Source organism: Bosea vaviloviae (genome assembly GCF_001741865.1).
GTDB lineage: Bacteria > Pseudomonadota > Alphaproteobacteria > Rhizobiales > Beijerinckiaceae > Allobosea > Allobosea vaviloviae.
This window is the reverse complement of the sequence record NZ_CP017147.1, coordinates 3,361,588-3,385,908: the sequence shown is the minus strand read 5'-3', so window position 1 is coordinate 3,385,908 and position 24,321 is coordinate 3,361,588. Positions and strand designations below refer to the sequence as shown.

Below are 24,321 nucleotides of genomic sequence, written 5' to 3'. Positions count from 1 at the left end.
TTGGATGCGAGACGGATTCAGATTTCAGATGGCATCACTTTGTGATTCCATCTGAAATCATCCGGCTCTAGCGTTCGCCCCAAGATAGAAAGAGAAACTGGCAGGGAAACGCAGATGGGCTTTCGGTGCTTCGCAATGGTGGGGGCATTTTTCGCCGCCACACTCTCCAGTGCTTTCGCAGAGGAAGCCCTGTCGCTACGCGGCATGGGCTCGTTCCATGTCGGCGGCAAGCTGGTCGAGATTTCAGGCCGGCCGGTCAAGGAGGTGACCTTCACGCCCGGCGGCGTTCCGGCCAAGGTCGATCCGAACGGCACCTACCAGACCGGCCAGATGTATGTGCAGTATTTCCTGCCGCAGAACGAGCGCGGCGCCGCCCCTCTCCTGCTCTGGCATGGCGGCGGCATGACCGGCGTCAATTACGAGACGACGCCGGACGGGCGGCAGGGCTGGCTCGAGTTCTTCCTGCGCAAGGGCTGGGCGGTCTACAACTCCGACGCGGTCGAGCGCGGCCGTTCGGGCTGGGCGATGTATCCCGACGTCATTCCAGGCGAGCCCGTCTTCCTGACCACAGCGAACCCGTTCGAGCGCTTCCGCATCGGCGACGGCGCGGGCAGCTATAATGGCGATCCCGCCAAGCGGAAATATCTCACTGGGAGCCAGTTCCCGGCCGATGGCTACGACAATTTCGTCAAGCAGATCGTGCCGCGCTGGACCTCCACCGACCAGATGATCATCGATGCCTATATCGCCGAGGTCGACAAGGTCTGTCCCTGCGTGATCGCCTTCCACAGCCAGGCCGGGCAGTTCGGCTTCAAGGTGGCGCAGGCGCGCCCCGACAAGGTCAAGGCGCTGATCGCAGTCGAGCCGGCGGGCCTGGGCGACCCAGCCAAGGCCGATCTCCTGAAGAACATCCCCGTGCTGATGGTCTATGGCGATTATGTCGAGCAGGACGCGCGCTGGCCGGCGATCCGCAAGGCGGGAACCGATTTCGGCGACAAGATCAGGGCTGCCGGCGGCTCGGTCGACGTCGTCAATCTCCCGACTGTGGGCATCAAGGGAAACTCCCACATGATGATGCTCGACAAGAACAATCTGGAGGTCGCGCAGCTGATCCAGGACTGGCTCGCCAAGAAGGGGCTCAGCAAATAACCCGCGGCGGACGTGCTCTTCCGCTGCAGAGATGCAGCGCAACCGTGCGGTCGAAATCGGCCTTGGTCACGCCCATCGTCACAGTTCTTTCCCCGCCGGCCAAACCGACCTACCTTTTCATCTAGTTTGAAAATCAGGTGGGAAATTCGCCATGGTCACGATTGGCGCTTTTGAGGCCAAGACTCATCTCTCGGCGCTGCTCGAACGGGTCGCCGCCGGCGAGGAGGTGGTCATCACCAAGCATGGCAAACCGATCGCGCGGCTGACCGGCGCGGGCGATATCGATCAATCGCGCCGCGACGAGGCCTTCGCCAGATTGAAAGCGCTGCGCGGCAGAACGACGCTCGGCGGGCTATCCTGGAAGGATTTGCGGGACGAGGGGCGGCGGTGACGCTCGTCATCGACGCTTCGATCGCGCTCGCATGGTGTTTCGAGGACGAGGCGTCCCCGGAGAGCGATGCGATCGCGGAACGGGTTCGCCAAAGCGGAGCGATCGTGCCCGGCCTGTTCGCGCTGGAAATCGGCAACATCCTGTTGCAGGCCGAGCGGAAGGGCCGCCTCAGCGCCGCCGCGGTCTCCGAGCGCCTGGAACTGCTCGGCCAATTGGCGCTGGTCACGGATGCGGAGACCGCGGGCCGCGCCTGGCGCGAGACGCAAAATCTCGCGCGCGCCCACCGCCTGACGAGCTATGACGCAGCCTCTCTAGAACTGGCGCTGCGCATGGGGGCAACGCTGGCGACGCGCGACCGAGACCTGGCGGCCGCCGCCCGATCGCTCGGCGTGCCCGTGCTGCCCTGACCGCTACCCCGCCCGCGCCGTCCGCATCGTCACGAGTTCCTCCGCAGCACTGGGATGGAGCGCAATGGTGCGGTCGAAATCGGCCTTGGTCGCGCCCATCGTCACCGCGATGGCGACAGCCTGGATGATCTCGCCGGCGTCATGGCCGAGGATGTGGACGCCGAGCATCCTGTCCGTCTTCGCGTCGACCATAAGCTTCATGTAGATCCGCTCCTGCCGGCCCGAGATCGTCGCCTTCATCGGCCGAAAAGCCGATTCGAAGACCCGCAGCTCGTAGCCGGCCGCGAAGGCCTGGTTCTCGGTCAAGCCGACCGTGCCGATCTCCGGCGTGGTGAAGACGGCCGAGGCCACGAGGTTGTGCTCCATGTGCCAGGGCTTGCCGCCGAAGGTCGTGTCGGCGAAGGCGTGGCCCTCCCGGATCGCCACCGGGGTCAGATTGACGCGGTTGGTGACGTCGCCGACGGCGTGGATCGAGGGCACGCTGGAGGCGGAATTCTCGTCGACCATGATCTCGCCGACGGGGCCTAGCTTGACGCCGGCGGTCTCCAGCCCGAGCCCGACCGTGTTGGGCCGGCGACCGGTCGCGACCAGCACCACCTCGGCGTCGATCGGGCTGCCCTTGGCGCAATGGGCGCGGCGCACGCCATCCGGCAGCAATTCGATCCTGTCGATGGTGCAGCCGAGCCGCAGCGTGATGCCGGCATGCTCCAGCGCATCGCGCAGGCGGGTGCGGATGTCCTCGTCGAAGCCGCGCAGGATGTTGTCGCCGCGATGCAGCAGCGTCACCGCGACGCCGAGCCGCGCGAAGACGCTGGCGAATTCGAGCGCGATATAGCCGCCACCGACGACCAGCATGCGCTTGGGCAGGCTCGGCAGATGGAAGATCTCGTTCGAGGAGATGCCGAGCTCGCCGCCGGGGATCGGCGGATCGAAAGCGGGATAGCCGCCGGTCGCGACCAGGATATGGCGGGCGCGGATGGTCTCGCCGCTCTTCACCAGGCGCAGGCTATGGGGCCCCTCGACGACGGCGCGCTCCTCGCGAATCGCGACCTTGGCGCCCTCCAGGCCCTTGCGGTAGAGGCCCGACAGCCGCGTGACCTCGCCCGCCACGGCACCGCGCAGGGTCGGCCAGTCGAAGCTCGGCTTGGGAATGTTCCAGCCGAAGCCGGCGGCATCCTCAAAATCATCAGCGAAGCGGCTGGCATAGACGAAAAGCTTCTTGGGCACGCAGCCGCGAATGACGCAGGTGCCGCCGATGCGGTCCTCCTCCGCGATCATCACCTTGGCGCCGTGGCCAGAGGCGATGCGGGCAGCGCGCGTGCCGCCGGAGCCCGCCCCGATGACGAAGAGATCGACGTCGAATTCACTCATCGGCTTGTCTCCGTATCATTTCGGCTGGCATCGTTTCGCCCGGCATCGTTTTGCCTGATGCTCATGAACCAGATCGCCGTTGCGCCAAGAGCCGCGATCCACCAGCCCTGCCAGGCGCCATGGCCGACCGAGGCCACACCCAGCGCCGCAGCGACAACCGCAAGGCGGGGGCTGAGAACCCGGGCCGGCATATGGCGAAGGCGTCCCAGGAATACGAGCCCCGCAGCGCAGATCAGCAGGACGCCGGTCAGGCCGGTCTCGACCCAGACCTGCAGGAAGGCGTTATGGGGATGGCCGACATCGAGCAGCAGGCGGTGCGGCTCGGAGACCGCGGCCGCGGCCGGATGGGTGCGCAAGGCTGCCGAGGTTCCAAAACCGAAGCCGGTCAGCGGGCGCGCCCTGATCGCCTCGCCGAAGCTGAGCCAGATGTCGACGCGGTCGCGCGCATGGGCGCGGGCAAGCTGCTCGTAGACGCCAACTGGCAGGATGCGGTCGGCGAGCGGGCCGAGCACGGGCGCGACCGCCATCATGGCGACGAAGGCAAGCGCCACACCGGCCAGCGCCAGGCGCGGCAAGGCCAGCGCGACGAGCCAGGTTGCGGCCATCAGCATCAGCCCGAGCTTGGCCGCGCCGCTCTCGCCGGCCATGATCGCGGCGGTGACGAAGACGGCCGCTAGTCCGGCAAGCGCCCGACCGCCGCGCCCGGCTCCGGGGCCAGCCCAAAGGCCGTAGACCGCCGGGGCCAGCAGGAGCAGGCAGGTCAGGAGCGGCCGATTGAAGATAAAGAGCTGGCTCCGAAGCCCCAGAGCGTCACGCAGGCCCGGCCCGAGGCGCAATTCGCCCAGGACCAGGATGCCGGTCAGTGCCAGCGACCAGCCCAGCGCCCGCCTGGCGCGTGCAGGCGCCGTCTGCGGCCAGCACAGGGCGACGACGAAGCCAGACGCCAGCGACAGGACCAGCTCGCCATACATGGCGAGCCCGGTGCGCGGGAGATGGCTCCACAGCAGCGTCACCAGGGCCCAGCCGAGGAAGCCGAGCAGCACCAAGGCCAGGGGCTGCACCAGGAGTGCGCGCGCCTGCTTCAGCCGGGCCGGCAGGCGCCCGGCCAAGGCCTCGGCAGCAAGGACCGCCAGCGCGGCCAGCGAGAGCAGCAGCGGTGCGGAGCGGTTGGCCGCCCACATCACCGGCGGGAGCATGATGAGAAGCGCGCTGGCGATATTCAGGGCCAACGCGGCATGGCCAGCTGGCACGGCTTCGTTCGCCGCGGGCTCTTGCGGCGCGGGCTCTTGAGATGTCGGAGACAAGATCGATCGGCTCATCGGCAAGCGATTACGCGATCGCGGCTGGTCCGCCTAGAGCATTGCTCCTGCGGAAAACCGGTACCCGTTTTTTCGCGGAATTTCGTCTCGAAGCGCGCCGTCATCCGTGACGACTGCAAGGAGACACAAGGATCCATGCCGGAACCTCACTCGCAAGCGCGCCGGAATGACGAGGCTGCTCCAGATCAAGTCATTCGGCCCCAGCTAGCGGCTTGCCGCAGCGATCCAGCCATCAGTTGGGGTCGCTGCGGCAAGCCGTTCCCCGAGGGTTGCGCGCGGCAATTTATGAGATTGTATTATGCAATCACGTGCAATTGACGCTGGAAGTGTCAAAGTGTCACTGCGGATCGTTCAAGATAAAATCTGCGGGAAACCCGCGAGCGGAGGAAACCCATGCTGAGATCCATTCTGAAGCGCGGCGCTGTCACTGCCGTGGCCTTGGCTGGCCTGTCGACGGCCGCTTTCGCCCAGCTCGAACTGAAGATCATGGCGCCTGCCGCGCCCGGCGGCGGCTGGGACGGAACCGCCCGCTCGATGCAGCAGGTGCTGACGGCGTCTGGCATCGCCAAGAGCGTGCAGGTCAACAACGTCAACGGCGCCGGCGGCACGATCGGGCTTGCCCAGTTCGTCAACGGCGCCAAGGGCGACGGCTCGCAACTGATGGTCAACGGCTTCGTCATGGTCGGCGCCATCCTGCTGAACAAGTCGCCGGTGAACCTGTCGCAGATCACGCCGATCGCGCGGATCACCGCCGAGGCCGAGGTCATCGTCGTGCCGACGGATTCGCCGATCAAGAACGCCAAGGACCTGGCCGACCGCGTCAAGGCCGATCCGGCCAAGGTGACCTGGGCCGGCGGCTCGGCCGGCGGCGTCGACCACATCATGGCGGCACTCTTCGCCGGCGCCGTCGGCGCCGACGCGACCAAGGTCAACTACATCCCGTTCTCCGGCGGCGGCGAGGCACTGGCTGCGATGCTGGGCGGGCGCGTCACGGCCGGCATCTCCGGCTATGGCGAGTTCGAAGGCCAGATCAAGGCCGGCAAGCTGCGCGTGATCGGCGTCAGCTCGGGCTCGCGCCTGCCCAACGCTCCCGATGCCCCGACGCTGAAAGAGGGCGGCGTCAATCTCGAAGTGCTGAACTGGCGCTCGGTGATGGCGCCGGCCGGCATCACGCCCGAGCAGCGCAAGGTTCTCTCGGACGCGATCGAGAAGATGGTCAAGACCAAGGAATGGGCCGAGGTCCTCAAGGCGCGCGGCTGGGACGACGCCTATCTCGGCGGCGCTGCCTTCGAGACCTTCCTGAAGGACGAGGACGCCCGCGTCACCAAGGTGCTCAAGGATGTCGGCCTGGTAAAGTAAGACCTATCTGCAAAACCACTTGACGAAGGGGCCGTGCAAGCGGCCCCTTTGTTTACGGATCAACGCCGGATCAACCGGCGAAGCCGCGAGGCAAGAGCGCGCAAGACGAGAGCGCGCAAGGCGAGAGGGTTGGAATGAACCAGGATGTCACCACAAGCCGGGTCGACCGGCCTGCCCTCGTCGTCGCGGCCCTGCTGCTCATCGCTGCGGCATTCGTGTTCTACGACGCCCGCTCGCAGACCATCGTCTCGACCTATGGCCTCGGCCCCACGGCCATGCCCTATCTGGTCAGCGCCGTACTGGCCATTCTGGGTCTGTCGCATGTCGTCGTCGCCTTCCGCGAAGGCCTTCCCAAGCCGGAAGCGGTCGACCGCAACGCCATCCTCTGGCTGACCGGCGGGCTGATCGGCCTGATCGCCTGCATCGGGCTCGGCGGCGGCTTCATCATTGCGACCGCGATCGTGTTCTCCTGCACCGCCCGCTCCTTCGGACGTCAGGCGCTGGCGATCGATTTCGGCATCGGCGCCGTGCTGGGTCTGTCGATCTTCCTGCTGTTCTCGAAGCTGCTGCAGCTGACGCTGCCGTCCGGCCCCCTCGAAAACCTGTTCTGAGAGGCCCGGCACAATGGATACCTTCGCCTCGCTGATGCACGGCTTCTCCGTCGCGCTCGAGCCCTCCAAGCTGCTCTTCGCCCTGGTCGGCGTGTTTCTCGGCACCGCCGTCGGCGTGCTGCCGGGCATCGGGCCGGCCCTGACGGTCGCGCTGCTCCTGCCCGTCACCTTCAAGCTCGACCCCGCCGGCTCGATGATCATGTTCGCCGGCATCTATTACGGCGGCATGTATGGCGGCTCGACCACGGCGATCCTGATCAACGCGCCGGGCGAAAGCGCCTCGCTGGCGACTGCGCTCGAAGGCTCGAAAATGGCCAAGGCCGGCCGCGGCGGGCCGGCACTCGCCACCGCCGCAATCGGCTCCTTCGTCGCGGGCACGATTGCGACGCTGGGACTTGCCTTCCTCGCGCCCTGGCTCGTCGACATCGCGGTCAAGTTCGGGCCGTGGGATTATTTCGGCCTGATGATCCTGGCCTTCGTCACAGTGTCGGCGACCTTCGGCGACTCGCCCCTGCGCGGGCTGACCAGCCTCGCGATCGGCGTGACGCTCGGGCTGGTCGGCATCGATAAATTGACCGGCCAGGCGCGCCTGACCTTCGGCGTGCCCGAACTGCTCGATGGGGTCGAGGTGACGACGCTGGCGGTCGGCCTCTTCGCGGTCGGCGAGGCACTCTATGTCGCCTCCAAGCGCTTCCGCGACCCCGAAGAGATCGTGCCGATCAAGGGCTCGCTCTGGATGACGAAGGAAGACTGGAAGCGCTCCTGGGCGCCCTGGCTGCGTGGCACCGCCTTCGGCTTCCCGATCGGCGCGTTGCCGGCGGGCGGGGCGGAAGTGCCGACCTTCCTGAGCTATTCGACCGAGCGGAAGCTCTGCAAATATCCCGGCGAATTCGGCAACGGCGCGATCGAGGGCGTGGCGGGGCCGGAAGCGGCCAACAACGCCTCGGCCGCGGGCACGCTCGTGCCGCTGCTGACGCTGGGCCTGCCGACCTCGGCGACGGCGGCGATCATGCTGGCGGGCTTCCAGCAATACGGCCTGAACCCGGGCCCGCTGCTCTTCGCCGAGCGGCCGGACCTGGTCTGGGGGCTGATCGCCTCGCTCTTCATCGCCAACGCCATGCTGGTGATCATCAACCTGCCGCTGATCGGGCTCTGGGTCCGCCTGCTGGCGATCCCGCAGCCCTGGCTCTATGCCGGCATCCTCGTCTTCGCGGCGATGGGCACGCTTGCGGTCAAGGCCTCGGTGGTCGAGCTCTCGATGCTGTTCGTCTTCGGGTTTCTTGGGTTCCTGATGCGCCGCTACGACTATCCCGTCGCGCCGATGGTGGTTGGGCTGATCCTGGGGCCGATGGCGGAGGCTCAGCTCAGGCGCGCTTTGCAGATCAGCCTCGGCGATCCGATGATCCTGCTGGAGAACCCCGGCTCCGCCATCCTTCTGAGCCTGGCCTTCATCGGGCTGATCGCGCCCTTCGTGATGAGCGGACTGAACAGGTTCAAGGCCTCGGAGGACTGAGCAAGATCATTCGCCGAATAACGCTATCGCTCCAACGATTCAGATCGATGTCGTTGATCAGCTTTCGCGAAAGCCGCGTTGCACGGCCGATCCTGTAGGCATCGAATGGCATGACCATAAGGGACAAGCCGGAACTGCTCCTGCTGCATGCCCTGCCCCTTGATGGCTCGATGTGGGCAGAGCAGGAGCAGCTCTTGTCGGGCTTCACCTACGCGCCGACGCTCTATCCCTTTGGCGACAGCATCCAAGCCTGGGCAGCCGCAGCTCTGAATCTCGCGAAAGGCAATCGGCTTATCGTCGTGGGCTGCTCGATTGGGGGCTCTTGCGCGCTCGAGCTGGCTGCGATCGCGCCCGATCGCATTGCTGCTCTCGTCCTCATCGGAACCAAGGCCAGGCATCGGCCGGACCCAGCCTTTCATGCCTCGGCGCTGAGGACGCTCCAGGACAAGGGATTGGAGGAGGCTTAGGAGATTTTCTGGGCTCCCTTGTTTTCACCCTCGGCCAATGCCCGCGCCTTCGATGAAGGGAAGCGGATCTTGCTGCGCCAGTCGCCGCCGGATATTGCGCGCGGCATAACCGCGTTCCATAGCCGACCCAGCCGAGACCAGCTCATTTCGACGTTTCCTCACCCGGTCATCGTCGTGACGGGCGCGGATGATATCGCTCCCGGCATCGACGTGAGCAAGGCGCAAGCCGCCTCGGCGCTGCATGGACAGGTTCATGTCATCCCGGGATGTGGCCACTACGTGCCGCTGGAGCGCCCCGGTGATCTCAATGCGATCCTAGAAGAGGTGATCGCCGCCTGCGGCACAGACTAACCGCCGAGATTTGCAATCAAACCATTTTCACGCAACGACAGCGTGCATTGTTGTTGCGCCTGAACAAATGTGGCGTGAATTTGCTCTCCCCTTCATCAGCCGCATCGCGGCCCGTCGAGCGAGGATCATCATGAGCGACACAACGCTTCCAGCTTCCGCCGCACCCGCCGCCGAGCCCAGCCTGCACCGCGTCATGGGCCCCTGGCTGCTCCTGCTCTTCATCGTCGGTGACATTCTCGGCACCGGCATCTATGCACTGACCGGCCAGGTCGCCAAACAGGTCGGTGGCGTGGTCTGGCTTCCCTTCCTCGTCGCCTTCATCGTGGCGATGGTGACGGCCTTCAGCTATCTTGAACTCGTCACCAAATATCCCAAGGCGGCGGGCGCGGCGCTCTATACGCACAAGGCCTTCGGAATCCATTTCATCACCTTCATCGTCGCCTTCGCGGTGATGTGCTCGGGCATCACATCGGCCTCGACCGCCTCGCGCGCTTTCGCGGCGAACATGTCCAACGCCTTCGGGCTCGGCCTGTCGAGCGGTGTGGGCATCACTCTGATCGGGCTCGGCTTCATGGCTCTGGTCGCTGCTGTGAACCTGCGCGGCGTCGGTGAGAGCGTGAAGGCCAATGTCGTCCTGACCTGCGTCGAGCTGACCGGGCTGCTGATCATCATTACCATCGGCCTGATGGCGATCATGGCCGGCCAGGGCGATGTCTCGCGCGTACTCGAATTCAAGACCACGGGCGACAGCGGCGCGTTCTGGCCGGTGGTCGCGGCGACCACGCTCGCCTTCTTCGCCATGGTCGGCTTCGAGGATTCAGTCAATATGGCCGAGGAGTGCAAGGAGCCGACACGGATCTTCCCCAAGGTGTTGCTGACGGGGCTGGTGATCACCGGCGTCATCTATGTGCTGGTCTCGATCTCGGCGATCACGCTGGTGTCGCCCGAGCAGCTCGGCGAGGGCGAGACGCCGCTGCTCAAGGTGGTGCAGGCCGGCGCACCGAACTTCCCCCTCTGGATCTTCGGCTTCATCACCATGTTCGCGGTCGCCAACAGCGCGCTGATCAACATGCTGATGGCGAGCCGGCTGGTCTATGGCATGAGCCGCGAGCATGTGCTGCCGCCCCTGCTCGGCAAGGTGCATGCAACGCGGCGCACGCCCTATATCGCGATCGGCTTCACCACACTGCTCGCCTTCGCGCTGATCACCTTCGTCGGCGAGGTGCCGGCGCTCGGCGGCACGACGGCGCTGCTGCTGCTCTGCGTCTTCACCATCGTCAACGTCGCCGTGCTGATCCTGCGCAAAGACACGGTGGAGCACGATCATTTCCGGACGCCGACCGTGCTGCCGGTGCTGGGCGCGCTCGCCTGCGCCTTCTTCGCCGGGCCGTGGACCGGGCGCGATCCGGTTCAATACCAGATCGCTGGGGTGCTGATCGGCATCGGCATCGCGCTTTGGATCGTGACGGTGATGGTCAACCGCGCCAGCGGCGTGAGGCTGTCCGACCCGAGCGCGGACACAATCGGCGGACGCGGCCCGCTCAACTGAAGCGGGTCCTTAGATCACACCGCATTCGGACGGAATCGCCCGAATGCAAAAAACCTGATCGCTTCCCAGAGTTCAGAGCATTGCTCCCCACGAAAAACCGGCACTCATTTTTTCGCGCGATGCTCTAGAGCAATTTCCGATCTGATTGGATCGTTCATTTGCTCTAGCCCTTTGGTTTAACGCGTTTTCTCCGCGCAAACGCTTCGCGTTTGTCGCGAGGGAACCGGTATCCACTTCGCTCGAAAACGCTTTAGCAAGAAGGCCGCCCGCACCAGCGGACGGCCTTTTTCTGACGAGCGCATCGCAAGTGGCGCGCCCTTACATCTGGTGGCCGCGCTTGCGCATTTCCTGGGTGAAGCGGTCGAACAGGAAATTGCTGGTGTTGATGCTCCAGGGCTCCAGCACCACGTAGATCTCGTCGATCGCCTTGGCGCGCGCCGCGTTGTAGCGCTGGCCGACCGGCGATTTGAAGAAGGCGACGACCTCCTTGAGATCGGCTTCGTTGATCTTCCGGGCAAAAATCTCCGACGCCGAGACCATGATCTCCGCCCGCTTGGCGTCAGCCTCCGGCTTCAGCGCCTCGATGACCGCGTCCATGTCCTTCTTCATCTCGGGGCGGGTCGTGCCGACGAGCTGCTTCGTGCGCTCGCTGAACTCGGTGTAGATCGACTCCAGCGACGAGGAGATGCCGGTGAGCTCGGCGGCTTCACGCGCCAGCTGAAGGTGGCTGGGCGTGATAGCCGGGGCCGCCGTCTGCGCGAAAGCCGGCGCCGACAGGATCAGGGCGAGACCAAGAGCCGCGCTGGCGAGAGAGTGACGGATCATGCAGTGGTCCTTCGTCATGCGGCCGGACAACGGCCCGGTGCGCAGGCGGCCGCGGCGGGCCGTTTCGGTTTCAGAGCGATCTTTAGAGCAATACGCGAAAAAATGGGTATCGGTTTTTCGCGTGAGCAATGCTCTCAACTCCAGGAATCAATCACGTTTCTCGCATTCGGGCGGTTCCATCCGAATGCGAGAAACGTGATCTAGCGTGGTTTGCACCAATTGGGAATCACCCGGTCGCGCCAAGCAGGCGCAAGCCGTCGGCGCCCGCCAGGATGGCGCCCGATGCCAGGCCGATGAAGAGCCCGTGCTCGACGACGCCGGGAACCTGGCCGAGCGCGAGCGCCAAAGCCTCGGGCTGCGCGATCGCTCCCAGATGAGCGTCCAGGATGTAGTTGCCGTTATCGGTGACGAGCCTCGCACCATCGGGCCGCTTGCGCAGCACAAGTTCTCCGGCAGAGCCGCAGCCGGCGATGGCGGCAGCCACGGCGCGGCGCGTCGCCTCCAGGCCGAAAGGCACGACCTCGATCGGCAGCGGAAAGCGGCCGAGCCGCTCGACCAGCTTGCTGTCATCGGCGATGACGATCATCCGAGCGGAGGCGGCCGCGACGATCTTCTCGCGCAGATGCGCCGCGCCGCCGCCCTTGATCAGGCGCAGGGCGGAATCGATCTCGTCGGCCCCATCGACCGTGAGATCGAGTTCCGGCGTCTCGTCCAGAGTCGACATCGGAATGGCGAGCGCAAGCGCCTGCGCCTGCGTCGCCTCCGAGGTCGCGACGCAGATCACGTCGAGCCCCGCAGCGACGCGCTGGCCGAGCAGATCGACGAAATGCTTCGCCGTCGAGCCCGTGCCCAGGCCCAGGCGCATGCCGGGGCGCACGAGCTCGAGCGCCCGCGCCGCCGCCAGCTTCTTCAGATCATCGGCGGTCAAACGCCCAGCCCGCCCATCAGCATGTATTTGATCTCGACGAACTCATCCATGCCATGGAGCGAGCCCTCGCGGCCGAGCCCCGATTCCTTGACGCCGCCGAAGGGGGCGACCTCGGTGCCGAGCATGGCCGAGTTGATGCCGACCATGCCGTATTCGAGCTCCTCGGCGACGCGGAAGGCGCGGCCGAGATCCTTGGAGTAGAAATAGGCGGCCAGGCCGAAGGGCGTGTCGTTGGCCATCGCCACGACCTCGTCCTCGGTCTTGAAGCGATAGACCGGGGCGACCGGGCCAAAAGTCTCCTCATTGGTCACCAGCATCTTGGTGGTGACGCCCGAAAGCACCGTCGGCTCGTAGAAGGTGCGGCCAAGCGCATGGCGCTTGCCACCGACGACGACCTTGGCGCCATGGGCGACGGCGTCGGCGACGTGGCGCTCGACCTTCTCGACCGCGCGCTCATTGATCAGCGGGCCCTGCACGACGCCGACCTCGACGCCGTTGCCGACCTTCATCTTGGCGACCTCGCCGGCGAATTTCGCGACGAACTCGTCATGGACGCCGTCCTGGACGAAGAGGCGATTGGTGCAGACGCAGGTCTGGCCCATGTTGCGGTACTTGGCTGCGATCGCGCCCTGGACGGCGGCGTCGATATCGGCGTCGTCGAAGACGATGAAGGGTGCGTTGCCGCCCAGTTCCAGCCCGACCTTCTTCACCGTCGAGGCGGCTTGCTGCATCAGAAGCTTGCCGACAGGCGTCGAGCCGGTGAAGCCGATGAAGCGCACGGCGGGGTGCGAGGTCATGACGCCGCCGATCGCCTTGGCATCGCCGGTGACGATGTTGAGGACGCCAGCGGGAATGCCCGCGCGCTCGGCGAGCTCGGCCAGCGCCAGCGCGGTCAGCGGCGTATCGGGCGCGGGCTTGACCACGAAGGTGCAGCCGGCAGCGAGGCCAGGCGAGCATTTGCGCGTGATCATCGCGGCTGGGAAGTTCCAGGGCGTGATCGCGGCGCAGACGCCGACGGGCTGCTTCTGGATGATGATGCGCGAATTCGGGAAGGGCGAGGGAATGGTCTCGCCATAGATGCGCTTGGCTTCCTCCGCGTAGAACTCGACGAAGGAAGCGGCGTAGGCGACCTCGCCGCGGGCTTCCGTGATCGGCTTGCCCTGCTCGGCGGTCATGATCTGGGCGAGGTCTTCCTGGTTCGCCATGATCAGGTCGAACCATTTGCGCAGAATGACCGAGCGCTCCTTGGCCGATTTCTTCGCCCAGGGCTTGAAGGCGCGCGAGGCCGCCTCGACGGCAGCAGTCGTCTCGGCTGCGCCGAAGCGCGGCACCTTGGCCAGCACCACGCCCGTCGCCGGGTTGTCGACCGCGTCGACGCCCTCGCCGATCCAGGCGCCATCGACATAGCACTGCGACTTCAGGAGCGACGGGTCGTTGAGCTTGAGCATGACAAATCTCGAGGGAAGATCACGGGAGCCGTTCGTTTAGCACGGCGCGACGGCACATGCCGACGGTCAATGCCGCATGGCGCCGATATCATCGGCTCAATACAGGCCGGAAAATAGCGGGTTATTTCGCCTGGGCGGAATGTTTCGCCTGGGGCCGTTATTTCGCCTGGGGCGTGCAGACCACCTTGTCGTCGAAGACGTAGCAGACGCTCATCTCGCCGGTGCGGATGTTGACGCGGAAGATGCCGCCCTCGCGCTCGTGCCGCGACGGCACGAGTTGGTAGTCGCTGGGCGCCTGGGGCCCGGCCCCCTCGCCCGCCGCAAAGCAGATCGTCATGCCGACGCCGCCTTCCTTGAGCTGGAACTGACAGGCCCCGACCTCGCCGGTGGCCTTGTCGATACGGTAGACGCGGTTGAGATCGGTCTGCGGCGCCGGTGCGAATTCGAAGGGGGCCGCGATGGCCGGGCCGACCGCCGCGATGCACAGGCCAGAGGCCGCCACGAGGCGCACCAGCTTTTCCAGGGAGTTCGACACCGCAGCATTCCTTCCAGCGAATCGGCGAGACGATATCACCATCGATGAAGCTTTTGCCGACAGAGCGGCAGCAGTGCGGCGCGCAGCCTTTCCGAAGCAGCCTTAAGCGGGCTAAGAGGCTTTATACCCCCGCGCACCCCGCCCGGAGAGGCTTGCCGATGAGAGAGCCTCGCCCATGAGACACACACCCATGAGAGAGACTTGCCCATGAGTCTGCCCGCCATCGTCGTGTTCGATCTCGACGGCACGCTCGCCGAGACCGCGCCCGACATCATGCGCACGCTCAACCTCATTCTGGTGCGCGAGGACCTGCCAGCCCTGCCGCTCGATCGCGCCCGCGAGCTGGTCGGCGCCGGGGCCCGGGCCCTGATCGAGCGCGGCTTCCGCGTCTCCGGCCGCCCGCTCGATGAGGCGACGCTGGAGCGCCTGTTCGAGGATTTCCTGCTGATCTATGCGCAGGACACCGCCTCCAACAGCCATCTCTTCGACGGCGTGCTGGAGGCGATGGATACGCTTGCCACCGAGGGCTATGTGTTCGCGGTCTGCACCAACAAGCCGATCCTGCATACCCGACTGATCCTTGATCATTTTGGCATTACCGGGCGTTTCGCCGCCATCGCCGGGCGCGACAGCTTCCCCTTCCACAAGCCCGATCCGCGCCATCTGACCCTGACGATCGAGGCTGCCAAGGCCGATCCGGGGCGGGCCGTGATGATCGGCGATTCGCGCACCGACATCGCCACGGCCAAGGCCGCCGGCATTCCCTGCATCTGCGTGCCCTTCGGCTATACCGACGTCGCGATCGAGACGCTGGAGCCCGATCTCGTGATCCAGCATTTTGACGCCCTGCCCGACGCGGTGCGGCAACTGCTGGGTGAACGAGCGCTCGGCCGCGTGCCCATGCATTCATGACGCCAAGCATTTCTTGACGCCGCTCATTCTTGACGCCACGGCGCGCGCCGACTAGGAGAAGCGCCGGTGCGGGCGACTAGCTCAGCGGTAGAGCACTCCCTTCACACGGGAGTGGTCACAGGTTCGATCCCTGTGTCGCCCACCATTTTCTTTCAGTCATTGCGCCCCCCCCCCACTCGGACGTCACCCGAGCGTCACCAGTGATGGTTCGTGACCGGCGCAATGGCCCAACCCTGCTGGGCCGCGCGGGCGCCGCTCCACTGCTCCACATTGGCCGTGGTGTTGAAGTCGCCGCCGGGATTCAAAGGATCGCCGCCGAGAAAATGGAACCACCAGGCATTGGCGGTGGTTCCCGTTCGAATCCAGGTGATGCCATGCCGTCTTGCATAGACCGCCAGGGCATAGACCAGGACCGGGCCTATACCGCTGTTCAGAGGTGCGGCTTGAGCTCCGCTGATGATGATGCATTTTCCAGAGGGCATCGGCCCGGCATTGAGAGTGGGTACGCCAGCATGCCTTTGATGCTGCGTGCCGATTTCGATGTAGACCCTGAAATCCAGGGATGAGTCTGGCGGATTTGACCAGGCCGCCACTGCGTTGGCGCGATATGAGGCGACAAAACCCGCCCCCGCGACGCCGATGCGCAGCCCGGCGCCTGTGTTGCGGGTGACGATGACCGTCGTCCCCGGCGGCGTCTGCCACTGCTTTGGAAGATCAGCCGCCGCAGCCGCCGGACGGGCGCCATCAACCCAGGCCATCACATCCCCCCATGCTTAAGTTCCGGCAAGGCGGCTTCCGCAAATCGGGTGGCGCCCGCAGGGAATGCCAGTGTGCACAACCCGGATTGTTAACGCAACCTTAGGTAAGAACTCCGCGGTATGGGAAGGAATACTCGACCAAGGAGATTGCGCGGCGACGATCATCTGACCTCCCCTTCCGGCAGGCGAAAGCCATCGCCCGGCGGATCACCAGCCGCCCCGACAGATGCCGGGCAGGCACGCAGGAGGTAAGGTCTCCCACCCTCAAGGAGATTCGCCTGTGCCTATGCCTGCCCCGTCATTCACCTGGTCCGATCTCGCCGGCCGCGAGGTTTCGACAGCGTCCGAGGAATGGCGGCTCGAATGCGAGGTCGCGTATCTGCTCAGCCTGCCGCTCCCGAAGCGCAACGCGATGCTGGACGGCGTAACCGGGTCGACCGATCGCGATGCGCGCGGCATCAAGGGCGTTCGCGGAGAGGCGGCGGTCGTGGCGCTGCGGGCGCAGATCCAGCGGTTGAGCGAGATCAGGAAGCGCGGCTGAACGAAAAAGCCCGGCTCGCCGAAGCGAAACCGGGCATGCGGGCAGCCGTCCAGAGCAACGTCCGTTTCCATTGGATCGTTCAACCGCTCCAGCTCACGTACTAAAGCGTTTTCTTCACGCGAACCGGTGTCCACTTCGCTCGAAAACGCCGCAGCGACCGCTGGTCTGCGAGGCGCGCAGCCCGAACTGGTGCAGGACGTTCTTCTTGAGGTCATCCTCATCGAGCGCCAATGGCGCAAGGTTCGCGACGAGATAGGCAAGCCTTGTGCGTTCGCCATCGCGCTCCGGCTCAGGGATGGCATCCTTGAGCTCGTTCCACGCGGCCTCCATCACGGCACAGGCTCGGGCCAGGTCGGCTGGGTCTCGCAACGACGAAAAGGGCATTCTCTTTCCCCCGGATTGACAACGACGAGGGAAATTTAGGAGCCGCTACGCGCGCCGCAAGTCCTTGTTGCAACGAAACAAGTGCCTTGTTGCAATGAAAAAAGAGCCACCTGCCCCGAGGGAAGGACGGCTCAATCGGCGAGGCTTATCGGACGAGCGCGGGAACCGCATCGCTGCGAAGCCGGAACAGGATGATCTGGCTTCGCAGGAACCTGACCTCGGCTGGCCCTCTGATCGCCGTGATGCTGCGGTGGCTTGCCCTGCGCCCAAAACCGGTCAGGATATTTTCCAGACAATCGGGCGAAAGCGAACAGAGAAATTCAACTTCGCGTTCATGGCGAAATTCCTCAGACGCGTTCGAGATTAATTCACCGGTCAAGACAGATTTGACCGGCGCTGATCCTGCTAAATCACGGGGAGTTCTATTGTAAAACATGGCGAACCTCCTGATAAAGAACTTTTCCAGGTCGATTACGTTCCACAGCGTTCAAGATCAGGCTCCGCTGAAGTAAAACCTGAGGCCCCCGCACGCTCTCAAGCCAGGCGCCCTCCGGCGATCTGCACTCAAGGCCCGCCATTCCGATCAGGGCGGCGCCGGCCTTCGCGCCGCCAGTTCGCGCAGCAGCTGTTCCAGCGCCCGCATCCGCTCGTCCTGCGAGCGGAGGCGCTCCTCATGGCGCGCCATGACCGCATCGAAACTTTGCGCCTGGTCGACGAAGCGGCCGCTCATGGCCGCGCTCTGCTCGACCAGGCCGAGCTTGACCCGATCTGCGGCCATGTCGCGCTGCGCCTGCTGCTGGGCCGTGTTCAGGGCGGTGATGGCATCGCCCTGCCCGCGCACCGAGAGCGTCACCTGCGCGAGCTGAGAGGCGAGATCGAGCCGCACCGTGGCGATCTGCCCGTTGACGAGAAAAATCAGCCCGCCGAACAGGACCGAGGTCACCACCACCGCCGTGCCGATCATGCCGACGATCTGCGGCATGGTCAGGCGCGCTGATTTGTGCGCGGCGCGGTCCTCCTCGGCCTTCTCCGACCATTCCCTTCGGAAGCTCTTCAGATCCTGGCCGAGGTTCTCGAGGTTCGCGCCAAGCAGTTGGATATCTGTCTCGACCTTGCCGAGTCGGCGATCATAATTTGGAGTGTCAGTCGTCATCGGCACAGGCTCCCGCAGCCGGGATGATCATTTCCGCCCCCAGCAGCCGGCGGCGACGCCACGCTCGAAATGGATGTCGATGCGGCGTGTGTCGGCAGGCATAGCGCCGCGCACCGACATCAGGCTGTCGGTGATCACGCCGCAGGGCCTATCGACCGGCACCGTCTGGCAGGCAGAGGCCGCGAGCGCGATCCCAGACGCCAGTGCAATTCTCGACAGTGCGCGCCGCGTCATCGGCCTTCCCCCTCAGCGTGTCGTTTGATTTCATGATCTCGGCCGCCGCATCGGCCTGCCCTTTGCGGCGCTGGTCGCAGCCATAGAGGCCGATGCCGAGCAGAAGCGCGGCGATGCCCCAGGCCTGCCAGGGCACGCTGCGGGCCGCAGCCAGGGCGGAAAGCAGCGGGCTCACGCCGGCACCGCGAGGTCGAGCGCGTCAGCCTGCGCCGCCGCCTTCCGCCGCGCCCAGAGCCGGTAGAGGATGCCGCCAATCGTGATGACAGCGCCGGTGACGACGAGCGCCGCGACGATATTGCCGATGAGCGCGCTGTTGCCAGCGAGCGGCGAGAGCGCGTCCTGCGCCTGCTGCAGCGCGCCGCCGAGGCCGCCGGTCGCGACGCCGCCACCGATCGCGACATCGCCGACGGCGGGCGAGGCGGCGGGCACGGCCTGTCCGATCGTCGCCTTGGCGTTGCCACCCTCGGCATGGGCGAGCACCGGCCCGACGCTGCCCGAGGCCCAGGCCTGGCCAATGGCGCGCACGCCGGAGACGCGCGACGTCCAGCCCCTGCCGAAGGTCGACCAGTTGCGCAGCGCCTTGAGGAAGGCCATGCGGCGCGCGCAGATGGCGGCGATCAGCGCGTCATGATCGGGATGCGCCGCCACGGCCGCTAGCGTCGCCTCGCCGAATTCGCCATCGACCTTCACGCCTCCGAGCGCGCGTTGCAGCCACTTCACGCTCTGCGCCGGCCCGGAGTTTACAGCGCCGTCGAAGACGACATAGTCAATGCCGGCCGGCAGATCGTCACCGCGCACGGCATCCCAATATTGCGCGCGATAGATCTCGTCGCGCTCGGTCGTCTCCATCAGATAGACGTCGTGCTTCGGGCGCCCCTTGCGGGCGCGATAGCCGTCATAGACGCGCTGGATCACGCCCTGGTTGGTCCGGCCGCCCGGATCCCTGGGATGGTCGACCTTGCCGCCCTCATGAACGAGGACGCGCTTCAGCGCCGCCGCAAAATTCTGCGTCGTCATGGATCACCTGTGATGTTTTGAAGGGAGCAGTCGCCAGGCTGGCGACAAAAAAGTCCGCCCGGTGAGGAACGGCTTGAGCTGGCTGAAACAGCCATGGTTACGGCAGTTATCGCCGTAGACGGGCGTTAGGCGGACTGGCAGAATTGCAAAATGAAACGCTTCACTACGATCGCTCTGCTGCTGGCCTTCACGGGCGGCTGTGTCTCGTCCGCAGAAACCGAGTCCAAACAGCAGGCGCATGAAAGATCCGATGCATACGCCGCCGTACTCGCCTCAGCAGAAGCCGATTACGGCGCCAATAATATTACATTCGGCCAGATGGTTGCCCGCGTAACAAGCGCCAGAATTGCGAGTCTGCCAAATGATACATTCGCCGCCGAAGAATCTTATTTTGCTAGACTTCAGGGCGCGCGAGTGGATAAGGGCGAAATCACGATCGACGAATACCGTTATACTTTGTCGCAAAAAATAAATGAAATTGCCGCGAAACGGCACGCCAGAGCGGTTCAAACAGTCGCCGCCATTGCCGCATTGGAGAGCGCGCCAGCTTCATCACCCGCGCCGGTGGCTCCGCAAATGCAATTCCAATCCACCTATCAGCCGATCTACCCGCAGTCGCAACGGCTTCAGGCAAACTGCCGGTCTCAGATGGTCTTCAACCAGTTGCAGACGGTCTGCAATTAGCCGCCCGGAGGCGGCTAGGATTGACTAGGGATAGGCGCGCCTAAACCACCATCCCGCTCAGCCGTGCCGCGTCCTCAGCGCCACGCGCATGCTCTAGATTTTCAGGCTCCAGCTTTCGAGCGTTGGCGAATGCCAGGGCAGCCTTGGCATGGTTGCCGACTTTCAAATGTAGCCGGCCGAGGAAGTGAAAATGCCAAGCCTCGGCGGGCTGGCAGCTTGTCGCCACCTCGGCCGCCCGGATAGCCGCTTCGTCATTACCCAGGCGATATTCAATCTCGCCCAAGAAATAGGAGTATCCCGGCCGCTCGGGCGCGGTTTCGGCAGAGAGCCTGCTGTAGCGTGTAGCTTCCGCCAGATCGCCGGTGCCAACCAAAACCGCAGCCTTCTGATGGTAGCATTCCGCCAGCAACAGCCGGATGTCGGGCAACTTCTGATTTAAGGCCAAAGCCGATTGCGCGGTTCGGATGGCTGCATCGTAGTCGCCCAGGGCCATGTGAGAATGGCTCGCATGCATCGGATAGCGATATTCCCGAGGCTCGAGCTCAGCCGCGCGTGCGAAGTTTGCGACGGCTTCTTCGTGCAGTCCCGCTTCGGCCAAAAGGCTCCCAAGATGATGATACAGCCACGGGATGACGACGCGGGTTCCCGCGTCGGGGGCCGAGGCCGGCTCGACCGCGCGCCGGCCATACTCGATCGCCTTATTGAGGTCTCGAGCCTTGTAATAGCAATCGCTCAAATAGAAGCAGGATTCGGAATCCTGCGTTGCCGTCAGGTCGCCATCAGTGATGCGAGCGGTGAAATGGTCGATCGTGTTCTGGAGCGTTTGAGCACGGCGCAACGATAGGTGCTCTATCAACCGGTCGATCGCCGCGACCTGCGGGGTGTGAGCTCCGCTGTCCATTGCGAACCGGTTCATCGCCCCCTGATAGGCCAGTATCGCCTTGCAGCCGAGGAACAAGGCTGAATCCTGGTTGCTACGCCGAGCCTGCTCGACCGAAAGCATGTCCAAAATCGGCCCGTCATTGGCGAACCGGCCATCGGTCTCCAGCAGCAATTGCTGGAACTCAGCCTCGCTGATCCTGCCCGGGTCTTGCAGGAACTGATATCCGAGACTGCGAGCCGATCTGGTGGCGACGAAGCTGATCTTCTCCAGATCGTAGCCAAGCTCCGCAGGCAATGCCGGGTCGAGCCGGGACCAGAAGTCCAGAACGATGCTCTTGTCCAGCGAGCACTCCAGCCGACGGTAAGCTTCGACATCTTCCGGCGCGAAAGCCAGCGACATCGGAACCGAAGCGACGTGCCCGCGGCATTCACTTGCCGTTCCCGCTCCGATGATGCGGCCGAGATAATCGGCACCGCCATCGAGCGTTGCCTCATAGGACACAAGCGATCCATGTCCGGCAGCGCAGACAGCGCTCCATCCGCTATAGTAGTGCGAATACACGTCGGCGAAAGATGTGGGGCTATCCAGCCCATCCCTGAAGAACTCAGGGCGCCGGGTGACCAAGTCGCGCGGCGAATGAAGCAGGCAACTCTGCAGCCACATCACCGGATGACGCGTGACGACCAGAAACCGCTTGCCCTCCATCTCGTCAGCGCACTCGCTGACGAAGGCATGTTTCCAGACGCCCGACTGCGTCGTGACATCGATCCCGAACCGCTCCCTGGCCAGGTTGCTGACGTAGTTCGTTCCGGATCGTTGGATGCCGACTAAGGCCATCAAGGCGGTTGTAGACATACGTTCCCCGGTAGCATCAAAATTTGATGCTACCTAACTACCTGAAACGCTCTATTTGGAAAGCCATGCCTAGCAGGCTGCTGAAGAAGTCTGTTCTGGCTCTTGGTTTAGATGATCTTTGCTGTTTTGGCAGCGACTGGCGCAGCTGGGAAGCGTCGGCGGCTTGTCTTCTGGTGGATGCTGCTGCCGGAGCGTGGTTTGGTCCGCTTGGCGCTGCCCTTCATGCGGTCGCCTGGGCTAGAAGCTTGGGGATGCGGACGAGGTTGTAGGCGGCAACTGCGAAGGTGAAGACCGCCTCGGCCTTGGTCCGGGACCGGACCTTGACCTTGGCCAGCCCGGCCTGGGTCTTGATCCAGCCGAAGACCTCCTCGATGCGCTTGCGGCAACGCTGGCTGATCGCGTAGCCGGGATGGCGGGTGATGCGGCCGTCGATGGCGGTCTTGCGCACCTTGCCGGTCTTGGACACCGCGCCGTTGATGGCGATGTGCGGCGTCACCTGGCGCGCCCGCAGGTCGCCCACGAAGGCCTCGACATCGTAGGCCTTGTCGGCTCCCAACGTGATCCGATGCCGGCTTTCGCGCCGGTCGAGCATCGCAAGCGTTGCCTCGCGCTCGGCCGTGCCGGTGGCGTGGGTCAGCGTCGCGTCCACCACGAGGCCATGGCGGTTCTCCATCAGCGCATGGCCTATGAAGCACAGCCGGCTCTCGTGCCCGTCGCTCTTGCGATAGAGCCGGGCATCGGGATCGGTGGTCGAGGCATGGGTTACATTCGAGCGCTTTTCCTTGCGGAAGTTGCGCTCGCCGTTGCGGCCAGGCCCAGGCGGCTCGTCCGAGCCGTCCTTGCGCCGGAAGCTCTTCATCGAGGCCCAGGCATCGATCAGCGTGCCATCGACGGAGAAGTGGTCGCTCGACAGGAGCTGCTTCACCTGACGCAAAGCCAGCAGCCCCGACAGGAAGGCGTGGGCCACATCCGCTTCCAGAAGCCGGTCGCGGTTGTGCGTGAACACCGTCGGGTGCCAGACCGCGGCATCCATCTCAAGCCCGACGAACCACCGGAACAGCAGATTGTAGTCGATCTGCTCCATCAGCATCCGCTCGGAGCGAACCGAGAAGAACGCCTGCAGCAGCGTCGCGCGCAGCAGCATCTCCGGTGGGATCGAGGGCCGACCCATCTGCGAATACAGCGTCTCGAAGCGACCGTTCAGACCCGCCAGAACCTCGTCCGCCAAAGCCCGGATCGCTCGCAGCGGATGATCCGCAGGAACCCGCTCTTCCAGCCGGATGTAGCTGAACAGGCTATCCGACCGATCCTCACGTCCCCGCATCGCAAGACCCCGCATCTGCCTCAGACAGAGTGAATCATCTCCAAGACGATCCCGCCAGAGACTTCTGCAGCAGCCTGCTAGAGCAAATTGGTTGCTCAAAACGTCCAGAACAGCAGCCTGCCGTTGTTCTGGCCGCATGGCCGAATGCCAGCCATGCGGATTGTGCGGCCATGTGTTCGCCGACGGCATCAAAATTTGATGCTGCCGCGCCGCCTGAACGCTACTTGAAAAGCCAAGCTTGGAGCCCGGCATAGTTGTTCCACAACCGCCGGTCGACGCCGCCCATGTCGTTGAAGACATGCGTCAGGCCCTCTCGGCTGTAGAGGCTGATGTGCCCGTTGTGAGGGCCGAGATACCACCAGTCGCGATCGAGGGACGCGGGATCCCATTGAGCGGTCTGGAAAGCGAAGACGCCCGGTGACTTGAGATGAGCCCGGATGAAATCGAAAATCTTCCGCGGATCCGGTAGATGCTCGACCACCTCGCAGGCGGTGATGACATCGAACTTCTTGTCTCCGAGATCCGGCAGGAACCACTCCTTGCCGACCTTTGGCGGGATGATGTCCGTTCCCCAGGTCTTCAGGCCAAGGCTGCGGTGGCTCATATCCAGGAAGCCGCCGATGCCGCAGCCGAAATCAAGGATCTCGATCTCGTCGAGGCGTTTATGCAAAAGCTCGTTGGCTAGAGCGACCAGGCGAAATGTCTCGGTGACGCGGCCATACCAGTCAGGATCCTGATTGTTCCAGTAGGTGTCGTCGTAGATCTCGGTGTGGTCGTTTTCGTCCAGCGCCGGCGTGAATAGAAAATTGCAGTGAGAGCACTGATAATACCAGCAATCATCCGGCTCATCAGGAATAGGGTGGTTGGCGCGTTTGTTGTAGGGAAGGCCGAACTGAAGCTCTGATGGATTCCCGCAGAGTTTGCAGCTTATCGTTTTAGGTGCCTGCTCTCGGGTCAGAAACTTATTCGCCATCTGCACACGCTCTCGGTACGATCCTGCTCGATCGTTCGTATCGTGAGCGTTTGTGATTTGCTAGATTGATCCGACTCAAAAGCGCGAACGCTGGTCCATGGTCAGCTCCGTACCAGCCTCAGCTTCCGGCGAGGGTGCAGCTCCGCAACACCGCGAAGCTTCTGGACGACGGTCGCGCCATCATCGTCTTTAATCTCGGTGCGCGCGAGGCCGGTCTCCTCGTCCAGAAAGACGCACCCATCCAGCGATTTTCCATTCAGCCACGGCTCGAAGGAATGCAGGCCATGGAAAAATCGGGGCGATTGCGATCGGTAGAAATCCGCATCGGGCAACGGTGTGTTTGCAGCATACTCCTCAATCCATCGAGTGCCCCCTCTGCG

The 24,321-nt window shown here is 64.4% G+C and carries 28 protein-coding genes and 1 tRNA gene; 13 read left to right on the top strand and 16 right to left on the bottom strand.

What is annotated here, in order from left to right; genetic code table 11:
• Positions 1–135 precede the first annotated feature (135 nt).
• The 3 genes from BHK69_RS15615 to BHK69_RS15605 all read left to right on the top strand — a co-directional run bounded on the left by BHK69_RS15615 (position 136) and on the right by BHK69_RS15605 (position 1,947).
• Positions 136–1,149 carry an alpha/beta hydrolase gene (locus tag BHK69_RS15615; RefSeq protein WP_069690902.1) on the top strand — a complete coding sequence of 338 codons (1,014 nt, stop codon included), beginning with the start codon at positions 136–138 and terminating at the stop codon, positions 1,147–1,149.
• Positions 1,150–1,300: 151 nt separating this feature from the next.
• The gene (locus BHK69_RS15610) at positions 1,301–1,540 is read left to right on the top strand and encodes a type II toxin-antitoxin system Phd/YefM family antitoxin (protein WP_069690901.1); all 240 of its coding nucleotides are present in this window, start codon (positions 1,301–1,303) and stop codon (positions 1,538–1,540) included.
• On the top strand, positions 1,537–1,947 hold the full coding sequence (locus tag BHK69_RS15605) for a type II toxin-antitoxin system VapC family toxin (RefSeq protein WP_069690900.1): 411 nt from the start codon (positions 1,537–1,539) through the stop codon (positions 1,945–1,947). Before BHK69_RS15610 ends, BHK69_RS15605 begins: the two co-directional genes overlap by 4 nt.
• A gap of 3 nt (positions 1,948–1,950) precedes the next feature.
• On the opposite strand, the gene gor is transcribed toward BHK69_RS15605, so the two are convergent.
• Both gor and BHK69_RS15595 read right to left on the bottom strand, forming a co-directional pair.
• Positions 1,951–3,318, bottom strand: coding sequence for a glutathione-disulfide reductase (gene gor / locus BHK69_RS15600; RefSeq protein ID WP_069690899.1), 1,368 nt, complete (start codon positions 3,316–3,318; stop codon positions 1,951–1,953).
• Complete coding sequence (locus tag BHK69_RS15595; protein ID WP_069690898.1) at positions 3,315–4,568, bottom strand: O-antigen ligase family protein; 1,254 nt, start codon at positions 4,566–4,568, stop codon at positions 3,315–3,317. The genes gor and BHK69_RS15595 overlap by 4 nt, the downstream gene beginning before the upstream one ends.
• Positions 4,569–5,030: 462 nt before the next feature.
• Here BHK69_RS15595 and BHK69_RS15590 point away from each other — a divergent pair, with 462 nt between their 5' ends.
• From BHK69_RS15590 to BHK69_RS15565, 6 genes are all read left to right on the top strand, one after another.
• Entirely contained in the window at positions 5,031–5,996 is a 966-nt protein-coding gene (locus tag BHK69_RS15590; RefSeq protein ID WP_069690897.1) for a Bug family tripartite tricarboxylate transporter substrate binding protein, read from the top strand.
• 134 nt (positions 5,997–6,130) lie between these two features.
• Positions 6,131–6,607: a tripartite tricarboxylate transporter TctB family protein gene (locus BHK69_RS15585; RefSeq protein WP_069690896.1), complete on the top strand. Its 477-nt coding sequence runs from the start codon at positions 6,131–6,133 to the stop codon at positions 6,605–6,607.
• A gap of 13 nt (positions 6,608–6,620) precedes the next feature.
• A complete protein-coding gene (locus BHK69_RS15580; protein ID WP_069690895.1) occupies positions 6,621–8,120 on the top strand; it encodes a tripartite tricarboxylate transporter permease in 1,500 nt (499 codons plus the stop codon).
• Positions 8,121–8,314: 194 nt separating this feature from the next.
• Positions 8,315–8,587, top strand: coding sequence for an alpha/beta fold hydrolase (locus BHK69_RS15575; RefSeq protein ID WP_244548210.1), 273 nt, complete (start codon positions 8,315–8,317; stop codon positions 8,585–8,587).
• Positions 8,588–8,605: 18 nt separating this feature from the next.
• Positions 8,606–8,938: an alpha/beta fold hydrolase gene (locus BHK69_RS15570; protein WP_069690893.1), complete on the top strand. Its 333-nt coding sequence runs from the start codon at positions 8,606–8,608 to the stop codon at positions 8,936–8,938.
• Between the two features lie 130 nt (positions 8,939–9,068).
• On the top strand, positions 9,069–10,487 hold the full coding sequence (locus BHK69_RS15565) for an APC family permease (protein WP_069693693.1): 1,419 nt from the start codon (positions 9,069–9,071) through the stop codon (positions 10,485–10,487).
• 318 nt (positions 10,488–10,805) lie between these two features.
• Here the strand turns inward: BHK69_RS15565 and BHK69_RS15560 are convergent, their stop codons facing one another.
• From BHK69_RS15560 to BHK69_RS15545, 4 genes are all read right to left on the bottom strand, one after another.
• Positions 10,806–11,312, bottom strand: a complete 507-nt coding sequence (locus BHK69_RS15560; protein ID WP_069693692.1) for a DUF2059 domain-containing protein — start codon at positions 11,310–11,312, stop codon at positions 10,806–10,808.
• A gap of 226 nt (positions 11,313–11,538) precedes the next feature.
• Positions 11,539–12,240: a ribose-5-phosphate isomerase RpiA gene (gene rpiA / locus BHK69_RS15555; protein ID WP_069690892.1), complete on the bottom strand. Its 702-nt coding sequence runs from the start codon at positions 12,238–12,240 to the stop codon at positions 11,539–11,541.
• Positions 12,237–13,688, bottom strand: a complete 1,452-nt coding sequence (locus tag BHK69_RS15550) for an NAD-dependent succinate-semialdehyde dehydrogenase (RefSeq protein ID WP_069690891.1) — start codon at positions 13,686–13,688, stop codon at positions 12,237–12,239. Before BHK69_RS15550 ends, rpiA begins: the two co-directional genes overlap by 4 nt.
• Before the next feature lie 157 nt (positions 13,689–13,845).
• On the bottom strand, positions 13,846–14,202 hold the full coding sequence (locus BHK69_RS15545; RefSeq protein WP_425285571.1) for a hypothetical protein: 357 nt from the start codon (positions 14,200–14,202) through the stop codon (positions 13,846–13,848).
• Positions 14,203–14,430: 228 nt separating this feature from the next.
• Here BHK69_RS15545 and BHK69_RS15540 point away from each other — a divergent pair, with 228 nt between their 5' ends.
• Positions 14,431–15,135 carry an HAD family hydrolase gene (locus BHK69_RS15540; protein ID WP_069690890.1) on the top strand — a complete coding sequence of 235 codons (705 nt, stop codon included), beginning with the start codon at positions 14,431–14,433 and terminating at the stop codon, positions 15,133–15,135.
• Between the two features lie 70 nt (positions 15,136–15,205).
• Positions 15,206–15,280, top strand: a tRNA-Val gene (locus BHK69_RS15535).
• A gap of 49 nt (positions 15,281–15,329) precedes the next feature.
• Here BHK69_RS15535 and BHK69_RS15530 read toward each other — a convergent pair.
• Complete coding sequence (locus BHK69_RS15530) at positions 15,330–15,893, bottom strand: hypothetical protein (RefSeq protein ID WP_069690889.1); 564 nt, start codon at positions 15,891–15,893, stop codon at positions 15,330–15,332.
• Between the two features lie 286 nt (positions 15,894–16,179).
• Here BHK69_RS15530 and BHK69_RS15525 point away from each other — a divergent pair, with 286 nt between their 5' ends.
• On the top strand, positions 16,180–16,434 hold the full coding sequence (locus BHK69_RS15525; protein WP_069690888.1) for a DUF7696 family protein: 255 nt from the start codon (positions 16,180–16,182) through the stop codon (positions 16,432–16,434).
• Between the two features lie 114 nt (positions 16,435–16,548).
• Here BHK69_RS15525 and BHK69_RS15520 read toward each other — a convergent pair whose 3' ends face one another.
• The 5 genes from BHK69_RS15520 to BHK69_RS15505 all read right to left on the bottom strand — a co-directional run bounded on the left by BHK69_RS15520 (position 16,549) and on the right by BHK69_RS15505 (position 19,222).
• Positions 16,549–16,767 (bottom strand): hypothetical protein, encoded by a 219-nt coding sequence (locus BHK69_RS15520; protein ID WP_148663442.1) that lies wholly within the window; start codon positions 16,765–16,767, stop codon positions 16,549–16,551.
• Between the two features lie 196 nt (positions 16,768–16,963).
• Positions 16,964–17,254 carry a DUF7696 family protein gene (locus BHK69_RS32055; protein WP_148663441.1) on the bottom strand — a complete coding sequence of 97 codons (291 nt, stop codon included), beginning with the start codon at positions 17,252–17,254 and terminating at the stop codon, positions 16,964–16,966.
• Between the two features lie 147 nt (positions 17,255–17,401).
• Positions 17,402–17,971, bottom strand: a complete 570-nt coding sequence (locus BHK69_RS15515) for a hypothetical protein (protein WP_069690886.1) — start codon at positions 17,969–17,971, stop codon at positions 17,402–17,404.
• A gap of 148 nt (positions 17,972–18,119) precedes the next feature.
• Positions 18,120–18,380, bottom strand: coding sequence for a hypothetical protein (locus BHK69_RS15510; protein ID WP_069690885.1), 261 nt, complete (start codon positions 18,378–18,380; stop codon positions 18,120–18,122).
• Positions 18,377–19,222, bottom strand: coding sequence for a glycoside hydrolase family 108 protein (locus tag BHK69_RS15505; protein ID WP_069690884.1), 846 nt, complete (start codon positions 19,220–19,222; stop codon positions 18,377–18,379). Before BHK69_RS15505 ends, BHK69_RS15510 begins: the two co-directional genes overlap by 4 nt.
• 150 nt (positions 19,223–19,372) lie before the next feature.
• Between BHK69_RS15505 and BHK69_RS15500 the strand changes: the two genes are divergently transcribed.
• Positions 19,373–19,906 (top strand): hypothetical protein, encoded by a 534-nt coding sequence (locus BHK69_RS15500; RefSeq protein WP_069690883.1) that lies wholly within the window; start codon positions 19,373–19,375, stop codon positions 19,904–19,906.
• Between the two features lie 40 nt (positions 19,907–19,946).
• Here the strand turns inward: BHK69_RS15500 and BHK69_RS15495 are convergent, their stop codons facing one another.
• From BHK69_RS15495 to BHK69_RS32635, 4 genes are all read right to left on the bottom strand, one after another.
• Entirely contained in the window at positions 19,947–21,644 is a 1,698-nt protein-coding gene (locus BHK69_RS15495) for a tetratricopeptide repeat protein (protein ID WP_069690882.1), read from the bottom strand.
• Between the two features lie 220 nt (positions 21,645–21,864).
• A complete protein-coding gene (locus BHK69_RS15490; protein WP_069693320.1) occupies positions 21,865–22,968 on the bottom strand; it encodes an IS5 family transposase in 1,104 nt (367 codons plus the stop codon).
• A 220-nt stretch (positions 22,969–23,188) separates the two neighbouring features.
• Entirely contained in the window at positions 23,189–23,941 is a 753-nt protein-coding gene (locus tag BHK69_RS31460; RefSeq protein WP_083269464.1) for a class I SAM-dependent methyltransferase, read from the bottom strand.
• A gap of 101 nt (positions 23,942–24,042) precedes the next feature.
• Positions 24,043–24,273 carry a hypothetical protein gene (locus BHK69_RS32635; protein WP_069690880.1) on the bottom strand — a complete coding sequence of 77 codons (231 nt, stop codon included), beginning with the start codon at positions 24,271–24,273 and terminating at the stop codon, positions 24,043–24,045.
• Positions 24,274–24,321: the final 48 nt, after the last annotated feature.